13 protein-coding genes are annotated in these 14,663 nt (G+C 60.0%); 5 read left to right on the forward strand and 8 right to left on the reverse strand.

The genetic code is table 11. The features are described from left to right. Positions 1-50: 50 nt before the first annotated feature. The 4 genes from rsmA to CFter6_RS20325 all read right to left on the reverse strand — a co-directional run bounded on the left by rsmA (position 51) and on the right by CFter6_RS20325 (position 5,765). Complete coding sequence (gene rsmA / locus CFter6_RS20310; protein ID WP_061541458.1) at positions 51-824, reverse strand: 16S rRNA (adenine(1518)-N(6)/adenine(1519)-N(6))-dimethyltransferase RsmA; 774 nt, start codon at positions 822-824, stop codon at positions 51-53. Positions 825-898: 74 nt separating this feature from the next. Further along, entirely contained in the window at positions 899-1,963 is a 1,065-nt protein-coding gene (pdxA, locus tag CFter6_RS20315) for a 4-hydroxythreonine-4-phosphate dehydrogenase PdxA (RefSeq protein WP_061541459.1), read from the reverse strand. Positions 1,964-1,995: 32 nt separating this feature from the next. Then, entirely contained in the window at positions 1,996-3,375 is a 1,380-nt protein-coding gene (locus tag CFter6_RS20320) for a peptidylprolyl isomerase (protein ID WP_236904428.1), read from the reverse strand. A 68-nt stretch (positions 3,376-3,443) separates the two neighbouring features. After that, complete coding sequence (locus CFter6_RS20325) at positions 3,444-5,765, reverse strand: LPS-assembly protein LptD (RefSeq protein ID WP_061541461.1); 2,322 nt, start codon at positions 5,763-5,765, stop codon at positions 3,444-3,446. A 197-nt stretch (positions 5,766-5,962) separates the two neighbouring features. Here CFter6_RS20325 and CFter6_RS20330 point away from each other — a divergent pair, with 197 nt between their 5' ends. The 5 genes from CFter6_RS20330 to CFter6_RS20350 are packed head-to-tail and all read left to right on the forward strand — an operon-like array spanning position 5,963 to position 10,971. Next, positions 5,963-7,000: an aminoglycoside phosphotransferase family protein gene (locus CFter6_RS20330; protein ID WP_061541462.1), complete on the forward strand. Its 1,038-nt coding sequence runs from the start codon at positions 5,963-5,965 to the stop codon at positions 6,998-7,000. A gap of 22 nt (positions 7,001-7,022) precedes the next feature. Continuing rightward, the gene (gene murU, locus CFter6_RS20335; RefSeq protein WP_061541463.1) at positions 7,023-7,730 is read left to right on the forward strand and encodes an N-acetylmuramate alpha-1-phosphate uridylyltransferase MurU; all 708 of its coding nucleotides are present in this window, start codon (positions 7,023-7,025) and stop codon (positions 7,728-7,730) included. A gap of 51 nt (positions 7,731-7,781) precedes the next feature. After that, complete coding sequence (pepP, locus tag CFter6_RS20340; protein WP_061541464.1) at positions 7,782-9,122, forward strand: Xaa-Pro aminopeptidase; 1,341 nt, start codon at positions 7,782-7,784, stop codon at positions 9,120-9,122. Between the two features lie 11 nt (positions 9,123-9,133). After that, a complete protein-coding gene (locus CFter6_RS20345; RefSeq protein WP_061542494.1) occupies positions 9,134-9,793 on the forward strand; it encodes an HAD family hydrolase in 660 nt (219 codons plus the stop codon). Beyond that, positions 9,790-10,971 (forward strand): UbiH/UbiF/VisC/COQ6 family ubiquinone biosynthesis hydroxylase, encoded by a 1,182-nt coding sequence (locus CFter6_RS20350; RefSeq protein ID WP_061541465.1) that lies wholly within the window; start codon positions 9,790-9,792, stop codon positions 10,969-10,971. Before CFter6_RS20345 ends, CFter6_RS20350 begins: the two co-directional genes overlap by 4 nt. Positions 10,972-11,048: 77 nt before the next feature. On the opposite strand, the gene CFter6_RS20355 is transcribed toward CFter6_RS20350, so the two are convergent. The 4 genes from CFter6_RS20355 to CFter6_RS20370 form a co-directional block, all read right to left on the reverse strand. Next, positions 11,049-12,485: an NAD(P)(+) transhydrogenase (Re/Si-specific) subunit beta gene (locus tag CFter6_RS20355; protein ID WP_061541466.1), complete on the reverse strand. Its 1,437-nt coding sequence runs from the start codon at positions 12,483-12,485 to the stop codon at positions 11,049-11,051. Further along, the gene (locus CFter6_RS20360) at positions 12,482-12,808 is read right to left on the reverse strand and encodes an NAD(P) transhydrogenase subunit alpha part 2 (protein WP_061541467.1); all 327 of its coding nucleotides are present in this window, start codon (positions 12,806-12,808) and stop codon (positions 12,482-12,484) included. Before CFter6_RS20360 ends, CFter6_RS20355 begins: the two co-directional genes overlap by 4 nt. A 59-nt stretch (positions 12,809-12,867) precedes the next feature. Continuing rightward, on the reverse strand, positions 12,868-13,230 hold the full coding sequence (gene panD / locus CFter6_RS20365; protein ID WP_061541468.1) for an aspartate 1-decarboxylase: 363 nt from the start codon (positions 13,228-13,230) through the stop codon (positions 12,868-12,870). Positions 13,231-13,308: 78 nt separating this feature from the next. Beyond that, positions 13,309-14,424, reverse strand: a complete 1,116-nt coding sequence (locus CFter6_RS20370) for a Re/Si-specific NAD(P)(+) transhydrogenase subunit alpha (RefSeq protein ID WP_061541469.1) — start codon at positions 14,422-14,424, stop codon at positions 13,309-13,311. Between the last annotated feature and the right edge of the window lie 239 nt (positions 14,425-14,663).

Below are 14,663 nucleotides of genomic sequence, written 5' to 3' on the forward strand. Positions count from 1 at the left end.
GCAGTAAAGTAAGCGGGTATCCCTTCTCTCGCTAGCGAGAGAAGGAATCTTCATGGCAAGCGGTTCGCCAATGCCACGAACAATTCCATCGATACGGTTTCCGGCCGCGCTTGCGGATCGACGCCGGCATCCACCAGGTCATTTTCGGTAAACATGCCGGCCAGGCAGTTCCTGATCACCTTGCGTCTTTGCGTGAAAGCTTTCAGCACCACGTCCTCCAGTTTTTTCTGGTCGCAAGCCAGCGGCTGCGCAATCGGAATCATCCGTACGATGGCGGATTCGACTTTCGGCGGCGGATCGAACGCAGTCGGCGGCACGATGAACATCAGCTGCATGCTGTAGCGCCATTGCAGCATCACCGACAAGCGGCCGAACGCCTTGGTGCCGGGCGCAGCAACCATGCGCTCGACCACTTCCTTCTGCAGCATGAAATGCTGGTCTTGCACCTGCGGCGCGATCTGCGCCAGGTGGAACAGCAAGGGACTGGAAATGTTATAGGGAAGGTTTCCGACCACGCGCAATTTACGCTCGCCGGCCAGGGGGATGCTGGCGAAATCGAATTTCAGCGCATCGGCGGAATGCACATGCAAGCGCGCCGGATCGAAATTCTTTTGCAGGCGCGCTACCAGGTCGCGATCGAGTTCGACCACATGCAGTTGCTGTAACGACTCCAGCAGCAAACGCGTCATGGCCGCCAGGCCCGGTCCGATTTCGACCATGTTGTCGTCGGCTTGCGGATCTATGGCGCTGATGATGTTGTACAGCACGGTGTCGTCGGTCAGGAAATTCTGGCCGAAACGCTTGCGGGGAATGTGGTTCTTCATATTTTTCTTTAATGGCTAGAGGATGAAGCCGAAACAATCGCTGGGCGTCCAGAACGCCGGCGCGATGTGAAAGCTTACTCTTTCCCGGATTGGCTCGTGCGCACCATCTGCGCCGCAACGCTCAACGCCGCCAGCATGCTGCCGTGATCGGCCCGGCCCAGGCCGGCTGCAGCCAGGTCCAGCGCAGTGCCGTGGTCGACCGAGGTGCGGATGAACGGCAAGCCCAGCGTAATGTTGATGCCGTGTCCGAAGCTGGCGTATTTCAATACAGGCAAACCCTGGTCGTGGTACATCGCCAGTACGCAATCGGCATCCGCCAGGTATTTTTGCTGGAACAGGGTGTCGGCCGGATAAGGGCCGCTGACGGCGATGCCGCGCACCTTGGCCGCTTGCAAGGCCGGACTGATGATGTCGATTTCTTCGCGCCCCAGGTAACCGCCCTCGCCTGCATGCGGATTCAAACCGGTCACCAGGATGCGCGGCTGCGCCAGGCCGAATTTTTTCTGCAGGTCGGCGTGCAGGATATCGATGGTGCGGCTGAGGCTTTCAAAAGTGAGCGCCGCCGCTACCTCTTTCAAGGCCAGGTGGGTAGTCGCCAGCGCCACCCGCAGCGGCGGCGTGGTGCGGTCGGTAGCCAGCATCATGACTACTTGCGTGGTAGCGCTTTTTTCGGCGAGGTATTCGGTATGGCCGGTGAACGGCACGCCGGCGTCATTGATTGTGCTTTTCTGCAGGGGCGCGGTAACCATGCCGTCAAATATGCCCTGCTGCGCGCCTGCGATGGCGATATCCAGCGTCCGCAACACGGCGCGGCCGTTGCGCGCATCCAGCTGGCCCGGTCGTACATGCGCATCGAGGGGACAGTCGATCACAGCAATCTGGCCAAGGGGAAAATTCGGCAAGCCGTTGTTGCGCAAGGCCTGCTGCGACAATGCCACGAGCCGGATCTGCGGGTCGATCTCGGCCGCGATCATCGCCAGGAAAGCGGCATCGCCGATCAGCACGCTGTTGATTTCGGCGCGCAACTGCCAGGCAGCCCTGATCGATACTTCAGGGCCGATGCCCGCCGGCTCGCCGCAAGTGACGGCCAGTATCGGCCGACTTTGCGGTTTCAGCGGAACGGCGGACGGTTCAGACATGCACTACTCTCAAGGCAGGAGGACGCCAGCAATCAGCGGTCGTCGCCGCGGTATTCCACATACGTCCGGTCACGCAGTTGGCGCAGCCAGTCGTTAGTAGCTTCCTCGGTCTTGCGTTCACGAATCGCCATCCGCGCAGTCAGGCGCTGGCGTTCCTTGGAGACGTCGTTGGCCTTGCGTTCCACCACCTGGATCAGGTGGTAGCCGAATGGCGACTCGATCGGATCGCTGATCTGGCCCGGTTTCAGCGCATCCATCGCGCGTTCGAATTCGGGTACGGTGTCGCCCGGGTAAACCCAGCCCAGGTCGCCGCCCTTGGAGGCCGACAAATCGTTCGAGTACAACTTGGCCAGATCTTCAAACGTCGCCGCCTTGTTGTCGATACGTTCCTTGAGATCGGCCAGGCGGCGCCGCGCTTCGGTTGCCGTCACGGTTGGCGTCACCTTGATCAGGATATGGCGCACGTGGGTCTGCTGCACCGGCGCCGCTGCCGTGTCAGTCGCTGCTGCTGCGGCGGCTGCGCGCTTGTTAACCAGCTTGATGATATGAAAACCGTTGGCGCTTTTCAGGATGCTCGACACCTGGCCCGGATTCAAGTTCGCGACCGCCTCCACAAACAGCGCCGGCAAGCGGTCCTGTGCGCGCCAGCCCATGTCGCCGCCGGTCAGGGCGTCGCTGGCATCGGAATAGGCAGCGGCGACGGCGGCGAAGTTGCCGCCCGACTTGATCTGCTGCATGGCTTCTTCAGCACGTTTGGCGCGCTGTGCAATCTGCTCGGCCGAGGCATTTTCCGGCACCCGGACCAGGATCTGCGCCAGATCCAGTTCCTGGGCGGTTTGTTTGTTGGCGCTTTCAGCGGAAATGTAGTTGTCGACTTCAGATTCCGAAATCTGGATCTTGTTGTCGACTTCGCGTTCACGCAAGCGCTGCAACAGCATTTCCTGGCGGATTTCTTCGCGGAAAGATGCGTAAGGAATCTTGTCCTGCGCCAGCTGCTTCTGGAAATCCCCCATCGACAGCTTGTTCTGTTCGGCGATCCGGCTGATCGCCCGGTCCAGCATGACGTCGTCCACCGACAAGCCGTTTTCTTTCGCCAGCTGCACTTCGGCGCGTTCCAGGATCATCCGTTCCAGCAATTGTTTTTGCAGTTCCGCAACCGGCGGCAATTCGATGTTCTGGGCGCGCATGCGTTGCACCACGTCGCTCATGCGTTTGGCCAATTCCTGCTGGGTAATCACGTCCGTGTTGACCACCGCGACAATCGCGTCGACAGTCTGCGGATTGGCCTTGGCCAGAGCTGGCTTGGCGGCCGGTGCAGCAGTTGGCGCAACCGCTGGCGGCGCAGTTTGCGCCGTCGATGCGGCTTGGGCCCAGGCGCCGCCGGCAGTAACCGACAACAGCGAGAATGCCATTGCAGCGAGTTGGATTTGATTGGTTTTACGCATAATTGGAAAAACGTTCATAAGTGAAAATGACGGATTCAACGGCTAATGAAAGAGTCGGGTTGATTAACATTCTGATAACCTGGGACACTGCTGCGCAGGGCTTGGATCGGATTGGACCCGATGCTTGACAAACCATTCAACTCAAGTTGCACGAATATACCCGTAGTCGTGCGGGTTGACGAGGTCGGCGTACGTTGGCCGACCACGCGGAACACCCAGCAGTCGGCCTTGTATTCCAGCCCCAGCAGGCTTTGCCCGACCGTTTTTTCCTGCAAGGAATAACTGACGCGGCCAACGCCATACCAGCGGCGGCTCAGCGGCCATTGGGCGGATACGTCGAATTGCTTCAAGTATTTATTGTCCAGCAGCAGCGGATCGACGTTGTTGTGATCCAGCTGGTAGGAGAAATTGATGACTTTTTTCGGGCCCGGCTGCCATTTGATGTTGGAGCTGGCGCGCACCCACTGGTTATTACTCTGGCTGTACTGGATCGTATTGTCGATACCGAGCGCCTGCGTCACCTGCCCGCCTGCCGACAGCAGCAGATCCGAACGGCTGGTGGTGATCGTGTCGGTGGTGCCTCCCAATGTCACGCGCGGCGGGGTAAAGTAAAAGCGCTGGCCGATACCCAGGCGCAGGCGTTCTATGCCTGATTCCTCGATAAAACGCGAAATCACCGCGGCGGTCAGCTGGTTGGCGTCGCCGATGCGGTCATGGCCGCTATAACGGTTTTCAGTGAAGATTTGGGCAAAATTGAAATCCGCCACGCCGCTGTCGAACAACGGAAACTGGCTTTGATCGCGGTACGGCGTGCGCACATAGAACAGGCGCGGCTCCAGCGTCTGCGTCATTGGATTGCCAAAAAACTTTGCATCGCGCTCGAAAATCAAGCCGCTATCCAGCGAAAAAGTCGGCAACACTCGGCTATAGCTGTTTCCTAGCTGCGTCGCCCCCACCGGAATTGGGTTCGGGATGCCAAATTTATTCGGTGTGATGTTATAGGAGGTTGCATCCAGCTGGATTTTTGGCGTAATGAAATAGCCAGGGCGAATAATCGGATAAGAAAGCTGCGGGTTGATGTAGATGCGGTCGCCACCCAATGGCAGCAGGGTACTGCTATTTTGCGGGAAGTCGTATTGGCTATTCCTGAAGCGGGTGTACTGCGCATTCACGGTCCAGTCAAAACCATAGATGTCCTGCTTGCCCGCGGTCAGGGTGACTTGCGGCAAGCGGTCATAGGGACGGCTGAGCGTTGGATTGCCGTTGGAATCAAAATCCTGCAATATCTGATAGCGCGAAGCCAGCGCCGCCACGCTCCAGAATGAACCGCTATAGTTCAGATCGAATTCGCGATTCAACGTCCGTGCCGAACTCTGGGTGATCGAACGTGTGAAATCATCGGGATAATTATTATCCGAAGCAAAATTGACATTCCAGCCCATGGTTAAACCAGGCGCCAGCGTCTGCGTGTGGATCGATTGCACTGCATAACGATTGGTCTTGGTCAGCTTATCGTCCGGCAGGTACTCAATCTTGGTTTGTCCGCTGTAGCCATCCCCTATGTAGCGTGCATCTCCGCCCATTTGCAAACCGCGCTGGGTAATGATGTTGGGGTACAGCGTGAAATCGCGGTTAGGGGCGATATTGAAATAATAAGGCAGGTTGAACTCAAAACCGCCGTTGTTGGTGGTCCCTATAACCGGCGGCAAGACACCCGACTGGCGTTCATTCGACAAAGGAAAAGACAGCACCGGCGAACCAAGGATAGGCACGCTCTTGAAATACAGGACGCCGTTGTGGGCGACCCCTTCGCCCAGGCCGCTGTCGACATCCAGCGTACTCGACTTGATATACCAGTCCGGCTTGGTGCTTGGGCAGGTGGTGTAAGTGCCGGTGATGATTTTTGACTTGTCCTCATCGATAAAATCGATGCGTTCCGCGCTGCCGTGGCCGTCGTTGGCCTTGAACCAGTAGGTCGGATTGGTCAGGAAACCTTGCCCGGAATCCATGTTCAGCTTGAGATCGTCGCCGGTGTACTTGTCGCCGTAGCGGTTCATGCGCACGCAGCCATGGGCTTCCGCTTCGTTTTCGACAATCCGGTAAGTCGCCTTGTTGGACTTGACGTTGGTCTCGCCACGCGTCATGTCGACATCGTTATCCAGGTTGATCAGCCGGTCCGGACGGCCGGTCATCTGCTCGGCCTCTACCGTGGTCGGCGCATCGCTATCGTTGACGCGCGGCGGCTTGGCGCTGTTTTGGGTGGTGGGAACAGTCGGCGTGACCGTTTCAGTGGTTTGCGCCCATGCCCAGATAGGCATGGATGCCGCCGCGACGACCGAAGCCACCAGGACAGTCATGCGCCGCAAGGCAGGCAATTGGGACGCGGCCCCGCCGAACGCGGCCCGACCTGGACGTGACTGGGATTGCTTAGGGAGCGCTGAGGAGGACCGGGTCATGAAATGAATTTGGCAAACACCATAGCAGGCGATTTTTTGAAATTAATCCCTTATTATATGGGAACTCACCACCGATAACTGTAATACTGGATTGCTCAATGCCTTTGTCACCGTCTGCCCCTGTTTTGCCTGATCTGCGTCAGACCCAAATTGTCGAATGGTTAACTGCGCTCAGCGCCGTCCCGACCCTCCCTGCAACTCTCCGCCCTGCCTCTGCCGACGCCAGTTTCCGGCGTTATTTCAGACTTGATGCGGCCGATGGCAGGACCCTGATCGTGATGGATGCGCCGCCGCCGCAAGAAGACGTGCGGCCATTCATCGAGATTGCCGGGCTGTTCGCCGGCATCGGCCTGTCGGTACCGGCAATCCTGGCGCAAGACGTCGAACGCGGTTTCCTGCTGCTATCCGACCTCGGCTCCACCACCTACCTGCAGCAACTGAATGACGACAGCGCGCCGAAACTGTATATGGACGCCATCGACGCCCTGGTGTTGCTGCAAACCAAGAGTAACCCGGACCTCTTGCCCGAATACGACCGCGCCTTCCTGTTGCGAGAATTGCAAATATTTCCCGAATGGTATTTGGGCAAACACCTGAAGGCGACCCTGACCGACCAGCAAACAGCGGATCTGAACAAGGTGTTCGACGCCATACTGGCCAACAACCTGGCGCAGCCGCAGGTATTCATCCATCGCGATTATCATTCACGCAACCTGATGGTGCTGCCAAGCGGCAATCCCGGCGTGCTGGATTTCCAGGGCGCGCTGTACGGCCCGATCACCTACGACATCGTCTCGCTGCTGCGCGATGTCTACATCCAGTGGGACGAAGCGCAAGTCCTCGACTGGATGATCCGCTACTGGGAACGCGCCAAGCGCGCCGGCCTGCCGGTCGCCCCGGATATCGACAGCTTCTACCGCGATTTCGAATACATGGGGCTGCAGCGGCATCTGAAGATACTCGGCCTGTTCGCGCGCCTGTATCACCGCGACGGCAAGGAAGCCTACCTGAAGGACATCCCGCTGGTCATGGATTACGTCCGCAAGACCGCGCTGCGCTACCGCGAACTGATTCCGCTGGTGCGGTTGCTGGACAAGCTGGAAGACAAGACCGTGCAAGTCGGTTATACCTTCTGATGGCAGCCAGGACAAAACATCCATGAAAGCCATGATTTTTGCCGCCGGCCGCGGAGAGCGCATGCGCCCGCTGACCGACACCACTCCCAAACCCTTGCTCAAGGTGCGCGGCCGGCCGCTGATCGTCTGGCACATCGTCAACCTGGTGCGCGCCGGCATTACCGAGATCGTGATCAATCACGCCCATCTCGGGCAGATGATCGAAGACACGCTGGGCGACGGCAGCAAATTCGGCGCAACCATCGCCTACTCGCCGGAAACCGTGGCGCTGGAAACCGCAGGCGGCATCGCCAATGCCCGCCACCTGCTGGGCGAAGCGCCGTTCGTGGCGATCGCAGGCGATGTCTACTGCCCGCATTTCGATTTCTCCCAGGTCAGGAATACACTGGAAGACAATGACATCTGGGGCCAGCCTTATGCCCTGGACAAACGCGACAACGCCTGGCTCTACCTGGTGAAAAATCCGCCCCACCATCCGCAAGGCGATTTCGGCCTGCACAGTTTTTCGGTCAGCAACGATGACGAAGCGGGCCATACCTACACTTTCTCCGGCATCGGCGTGTATCGTCCCGGCATGTTCGACGCCGTCGGCGCCGGCCAGTCGGAAAAGCTGGTGACCCTGTTGCGCGAATACGCCGCACGCGGCCAGATCGGCGGCGAAGTGTATCGCGGCGACTGGACCGATGTCGGCACCATCGAACGTTTGAACCAACTCAACGCGCCGTTGTAATCGTCAATACATAAGCCGCAGCAAACCAACCTATTCCAGAAAGACGCCAGCATGACTCCTTACAGCACACGCCGCAGCAAACTGATTGCGCAAATGCAGGCCATGGGCGGCGGCGTCGCCATTATCTCGACCGCGCCCGAAGCGGCCCGCAACGCCGATTCGGATTTCCCTTACCGCCACGACAGCAGTTTCTATTACCTGTCCGGCTTCACCGAACCGGACGCCGTGATCGTGCTGGTCGCCGGCAAGGATCCCAAGGCTGTCTTGTTTTGCCGCGAAAAAAACCTCGAGCGGGAAATCTGGGACGGCTTTCGTTTTGGCCCCGAGGCTGCACGTGAACAGCTCGGTTTCGATGCGGCTTATGCGATCGACGCCATCGACGAAGAAATGCCGAAACTGCTGGCCGATGCACCGGCAATCTTTTATTCGCTGGGCAAACAAGCCAATCGCGACGCCCAGTTGCAAAGCTGGCTCAACAAGCTCAGTGGCCAGGCCCGCGTCGGCATCAGCGCACCGGCCACCATCCATGGCCTGGATCCCCTGCTGGCCGAGATGCGCCTGTTCAAGGATGCGGGAGAACACGCAATCATGCAGCGCTCGGGGAAAATCGCCGCAGGCGCCCATTGCCGCGCGATGCGCATGGCGCGCCCCGGCCTGCGCGAATACCACCTGGAAGCAGAAATCCTGCATGAATTCCGCAGCAACGGCGCCGAATCGCCGGCCTATACCTCGATCGTCGCTACCGGCGCCAACGCCTGCGTGCTGCACTACCGCGCCGGCAACACCGAACTGAAGGACGGTGACCTGGTGCTGATCGACGCTGGCTGCGAATTCGACAGCTATGCGTCCGACATCACCCGCACCTTCCCGGCCAACGGCGTATTCTCCGGCCCGCAAAAAACCTTGTATGAAATCGTGCTGGCGGCGCAGCACGCGGCGATCGCCGCAACCCGGCCGGGACAGCGTTTCATCGATGGCCACAACGCGGCGCTGCGGGTGCTGGCGCAGGGCATGCTGGATACCGGCCTGCTCGACAAGAACAAGGCCGGCACGCTTGACGATGTGATCGCCAACGGCGACTACCGCCAATTCTACATGCATAGCACCGGCCACTGGATCGGCCTGGACGTGCACGACGTCGGCGCCTATCGGGAACCTGGCGAAGCAGCCCCCGAAGGCCAACAGAAACCGTGGCGCAAGCTGCAGCCCGGCATGGTGACCACGGTTGAACCCGGCATCTACGTGCGTCCGGCCGCAGGTGTGCCGGAACAATACTGGAATATCGGCATCCGTATCGAGGACGACATCCTGGTTACCGCGGACGGCAATGTCAACCTGACCAGCGACGTCCCGACAGCAGTGGCCGAGATCGAAGCGTTGATGCGCAAGTGACGTCCATCACAATGGTAAATACAGCGACAACTACAACAGCTACTCCCACCATCGTGGTGTTCGACCTCGGCGGCGTCCTGTTCGACTGGAATCCGGACTACCTGTACCGCAAGCTGATCGCCGACGAGGCCGAACGCAAGTGGTTCCTCGCCAATATCTGCAATGGCGAATGGAACGTCCAGCAAGATGGCGGCCGCTCGCTGAGCGAAGCGACGGCCGTGCTGAGCGCGCGCCATCCGGATCATGCGCACCTGATCGGCGCTTTCTATGCGCGCTGGACCGAAATGCTGGGCGGCACGCTGGCAGGAGGCATGGCGATTTTCGAGGCGCTGGAAAGTGCCGGCGTGCCACTGTATGCGCTGACCAACTGGTCGGCCGAAACTTTCCCCTATGCCCGCAATAACCATCCGTTCCAGCCCGTCTTGCAGCGCTTCAAGGATGTGCTGGTTTCCGGCGAGGAGAAACTGATCAAGCCGGATGCGCGCATTTACCAGCGCATGCTGGAGCGCATCCGCAAGCACTATCCGACTGCCCAGGCAGAGCACCTGGTATTCATCGACGACGTCCAGCACAATGTCGATGCCGCGCGCACGCTCGGCTGGCGCGCCATCCACCATACCGATCCTGCCGCCACCGCGGCCCAGCTGCGCAACTGGGGCTTGCCGGCATGAGTCAATACACTGAACACACCGATCCGCAGCAGGTCGACATCGCCATCTGCGGCGCCGGCCCGGTCGGCCTCAGCCTGGCTGCCTTGCTGGTCAAGCGCGGCGTAGACGCCGGCCGCATTGCCCTGATCGACGCCAAGACCGTCGAACAGGCAAGGCAGGATCCGCGCTCGATTGCACTGTCCTACGGCAGCCGGCAGATCCTGCAAGAGATCGGCGCCTGGCCGATCGCGGCCACCGCCATCCACCAGATCCACGTATCGCGCCGCGCGCATTTCGGCCGCACCCTGATCCAGCGCGAAGAATTCCAGCTGCCGGCGCTCGGCTACGTCACGCGTTACGGCACCCTGGTCACCGCCTTGGCTTCATTGCCGGCGCTGGCCGGCGTCCGTTTGCTGCGACCGGTGCAAGTCAGCGCCAGCACCGAGCAAGACGACGGCGTGCAATTGCAATTGTCGGACGGCCGTATGCTGCGCAGCAGATTGCTGGTGCAGGCCGAAGGCGGCCTGTTCGGCGCTCAGGACAACAAGTACAACCGGTCCCTGCAGCGCGACTACCAGCAGATCGGCATCGTCGCCCACGTCCAGAGCAGCGCGCCGGTTGCGCATCGCGCATTCGAACGCTTTACCGACCAGGGACCGCTGGCGCTGCTGCCGCAGGACGACAGCAACGGCAACAACTACGCCCTGGTATGGTGTGTGCGCCCCGCCATGGCAAGCGAACTGCTGGCGCTGGACGATGCGGCGTTCCTGGCGGCGCTGGCGCAGGCTTTCGGCGGCCGGCTCGGGCGATTTACCAGGACCTCGGCCCGCAACAGTTTTCCGCTCGGCCTGAATGCGCGACCGGCAGCCACGGCCAGGACTGTCGCTATCGGCAATGCCGCGCAAACCCTGCATCCGGTGGCCGGCCAGGGATTGAACCTGGGCCTGCGCGACGCCACCGTGCTGGCGCGTTTGCTGGCCAGCGATACAGAACCCGATATGCTGCACCAGTTTGCCATCGCCCGGAAAACAGACCGTAGCTTGACGATACACCTCACCGATGTCATGGCGCGTATCTTTGCCAGCGCTCCCGACGGCGCCCTGTCGCAGACACTGCTCGGTTTATCGCTGGGGCTGGTCGATGTGGTGAAACCCGCCAGGCGCCTGCTGGCGCAGCAAATGATGTTTGGCCGGCGCTGAATCCACGTTCGCTCGCATAATAAAAAAGCCGCAGCAGTTTTACCTGATGCGGCTTTTTTGATGAAAACAGTCAGCGTTTATTCAACTGCCTTCACCATGTCTTCAATCACTTTCTTGGCGTCGCCGAACACCATCATGGTCTTGTCCATGTAGAACAATTCATTGTCCAGCCCGGCATAACCTGCAGCCATCGAACGCTTGTTGACGATCACGGTCTTGGCTTTATAGACTTCCAGGATAGGCATGCCGGCGATCGACGATTTCGGATCTTTCGCGGCAGGATTGACGACGTCGTTGGCGCCCAGCACCAGCACCACGTCGGCCTGGGCGAATTCGCCGTTGATGTCTTCCATCTCGAACACCTGGTCGTAAGGCACTTCCGCTTCCGCCAGCAGCACGTTCATGTGGCCAGGCATGCGCCCTGCCACCGGATGGATCGCGTATTTGACGATCACGCCCTTGTGCGTCAGTTTCTCGGTCAGCTCCTTCAAGGCATGCTGGGCGCGCGCCACCGCCAGGCCGTAGCCCGGGACGATGATGACGGTTTCCGCATTGCCCATCAGGAAAGCGGCATCGTCGGCCGAACCGGATTTCACCGGCCGCTGCTGTTGCGCCGCACCGCCGGTGGCCGCCGCCGCATCGCCGCCGAAGCCACCCAGGATGACGTTGAAGAACGAGCGGTTCATCGCTTTGCACATGATGTAGGAGAGGATCGCACCGCTGGAGCCGACCAGCGAACCGGCGATGATCAGCATCGAGTTGTTCAGCGAGAAGCCAATGCCGGCAGCCGCCCAGCCGGAATAGCTGTTGAGCATCGAGACCACCACCGGCATGTCGGCGCCGCCGATCGGGATGATGATCAGCACGCCGAGGATGAAGGCAATCAGCGCCATCAGGATGAACGGCAGCCAGGCCTGGGTCAGCACAAAAATGATGCCGAGGCCGATCATCGCCACCGCCAGCAGCAGGTTGATGAAATGCTGGCCGCGGAAACTCACCGGCGCGCCCTGGAACAGGCGGAATTTGTATTTGCCCGACAGTTTGCCGAAAGCGATCACCGAACCGGAGAAGGTAATCGCGCCGACGAAGGTGCCGATGAACAGTTCGATGCGGTTGCCGGTCGGCAGCGCTTCGCCGTGCGCAGCGATACCGAAAGCCCAAGGCTCCGACACTGCGGCCACCGCGATGCACACTGCAGCGAGGCCGATCAGCGAGTGCATCGCCGCCACCAGTTCCGGCATTTTGGTCATCTCTACCCGTTTGGCCAGCATGGCGCCGATGCCGCCGCCCACCACCACGCCGCCCGCCACCAGCCAGAAGCCGAGGCCGGCTCCCTGCGACTCGGCCTTCAGCTTGAAGATCAGGGCAATCGTGGTCACCACGGCGATCGCCATGCCGGCCATGCCGAATGCATTGCCGCGCCGCGCCGAAGACGGATGCGACAAACCCTTGAGCGCCTGGATGAAGCAGACCGAGGCGATCAGGTACAACAAGGTCACCAGGTTCATGCTCATTGCTGCGCCCCCTCTTTGACGGCAGGTTTTGCCTTAGGCTCTTTTTTCTTGAACATTTCCAGCATGCGCTGGGTTACCAGGAAGCCGCCGAATACATTGACGGCGGCCAGCGCCACCGCCAGCGTGCCGGCGATCTGGCCGACGATGCCCTCGGTCAGGCCCGCCGCCAGCATGGCGCCGATGATGATGATGGCGGAAATGGCGTTGGTGACTGCCATCAGCGGTGTATGCAGTGCCGGTGTAACGGTCCAGACCACGTGGTAACCGACGTAGATCGCCAGTACGAAAATGATCAGGTTGGTGATGGTGTGCGTGACTTCCATGGTTTCCCCTTGATGAAGGACAGCGCTGCCGATGTGCGCAGCTAGACTAGAGCTTCGCCTTAGATTTTCTTCAGGCCGGTAATCCGGTTGTTGTCGTCGACAAACACCACTTTCGGCACGTAACTACTGGCCTCTTCATTCGAAAGCGGAGCATAGGTGCAGATGATCAGCAGGTCGCCCAGGTGGGCGCAACGGGCCGCCGCGCCGTTCAGGGAAATCTCGCCGCTGCCGCGTTTGCCGCGGATCGCGTAGGTAGAGAAACGCTGGCCGTTGTTGACGTTGTACAGTTCGATCTTTTCAAACTCGCGGATGTCGGCCGCTTCCAGCAGGTCTTCATCGATCCCGCAAGAGCCCTCGTAGTGCAGGTCGGCCTGGGTGACGGTTGCGCGGTGGATCTTGGCGCGCAGCATGATGCGTTGCATATCTTGTTTCTCCAGTTTTGTCGCTTACGAAGAGCCTCCGGCCAAAGCCGGCTGCCCCTTTACAGCCATTAGTTAAATTTATTTGCGCAGCACTTCGCCGCCGCTGCACAGCAAGGTGGCGGCCACGATATCGTCCTCGCGGTTGATCACCAGGCCGCCTTCGGCGTTGATGATCAGCTTGAGGAAATCGAGCAGGTTGCGTGCATACAGGGCCGAAGCATCGGCCGCCACCAAGGCTGCCAGGTTACCTTCGCCAATGATGTGGACGCCGTGCTTGATGACGGTCTTGCCGCTTTCCGACAAGGGACAGTTGCCGCCCTGGTCGACCGCCATGTCGAGGATCACCGAACCCGGCTTCATCGCCTTGACGGTGTCTTCGCTGATCAGCACCGGCGCCTTGCGGCCGGGAATCAGGGCGGTGGTGATGATGATGTCGGCCTGCTTGGCGCGTTCATGCACCAGCTCGGCCTGGCGCCGCATCCAGTCGGCCGGCATCGGCCGCGCATAACCGCCGATGCCCTGGGCGATTTCCTTTTCTTCATCGGTGATGAACGGCACATCCAGGAATTTCGCGCCGAGCGACTCGATCTGTTCTTTCACCGCCGGCCGCACATCGGAAGCTTCGATCACCGCGCCGAGCCGCTTGGCGGTAGCAATTGCTTGCAAACCAGCAACACCAGCGCCCATGATCAGCATGCGCGCCGCCTTCACAGTGCCGGCAGCGGTCATCAGCATCGGCATGAAGCGCTGGTACGTATTGGCTGCCATCAGCACCGCCTTATAGCCGGCGATATTGGCTTGCGACGACAGCACGTCCATCGATTGCGCACGCGAAGTGCGCGGCGCCGCTTCCAGCGCGAAGGCGGTCAGGCCATGGCTTGCCATAACAGCAATATTGTCGGCATCAAAAGGATTCAACATGCCGACCACGACCGTGCCACTTTTCAGCAGGGCCAGTTCGTCGCTGCCGGGAGCGCGCACCTTGAGCACGGTTTCCACGCCGAACGCCGCGGCAGCGGTGACTATTTCGGCGCCTGCGGCGGCATAGGCTTCATCGGTAATGCTGGATGAAATGCCTGCGCCGGACTGCACCAGCACTTGGTGTTTGGCCGCCACCAGCTTCTTTACCGTCTCCGGAGTCGCAGCAACCCGGGTTTCGCCAGGCCGCGTCTCGGCGGGAATGCCGATTTTCATGTACTTCTCCCACTATGTTAAGAATTCTTCGGATTTGCCGAGGGCAGGATAACTCGCCACCCGCCGAGGCCAGGCGGCGCTTGAAGTCTGCCTTGTAAATTAGCTGTATGGAATCTTACACGGAAAAATTGCGGCTCAACAACCAGAGGTCTTGATGTAGGTTATTTATCCTAAAATTAATCCGCCGTTGTGAATATGGCTACAATCACACCCGCTTTCTGTGATAGGCCACTGCGGCT

This window comes from Collimonas fungivorans (assembly GCF_001584145.1).
Lineage (GTDB): Bacteria > Pseudomonadota > Gammaproteobacteria > Burkholderiales > Burkholderiaceae_D > Collimonas > Collimonas fungivorans.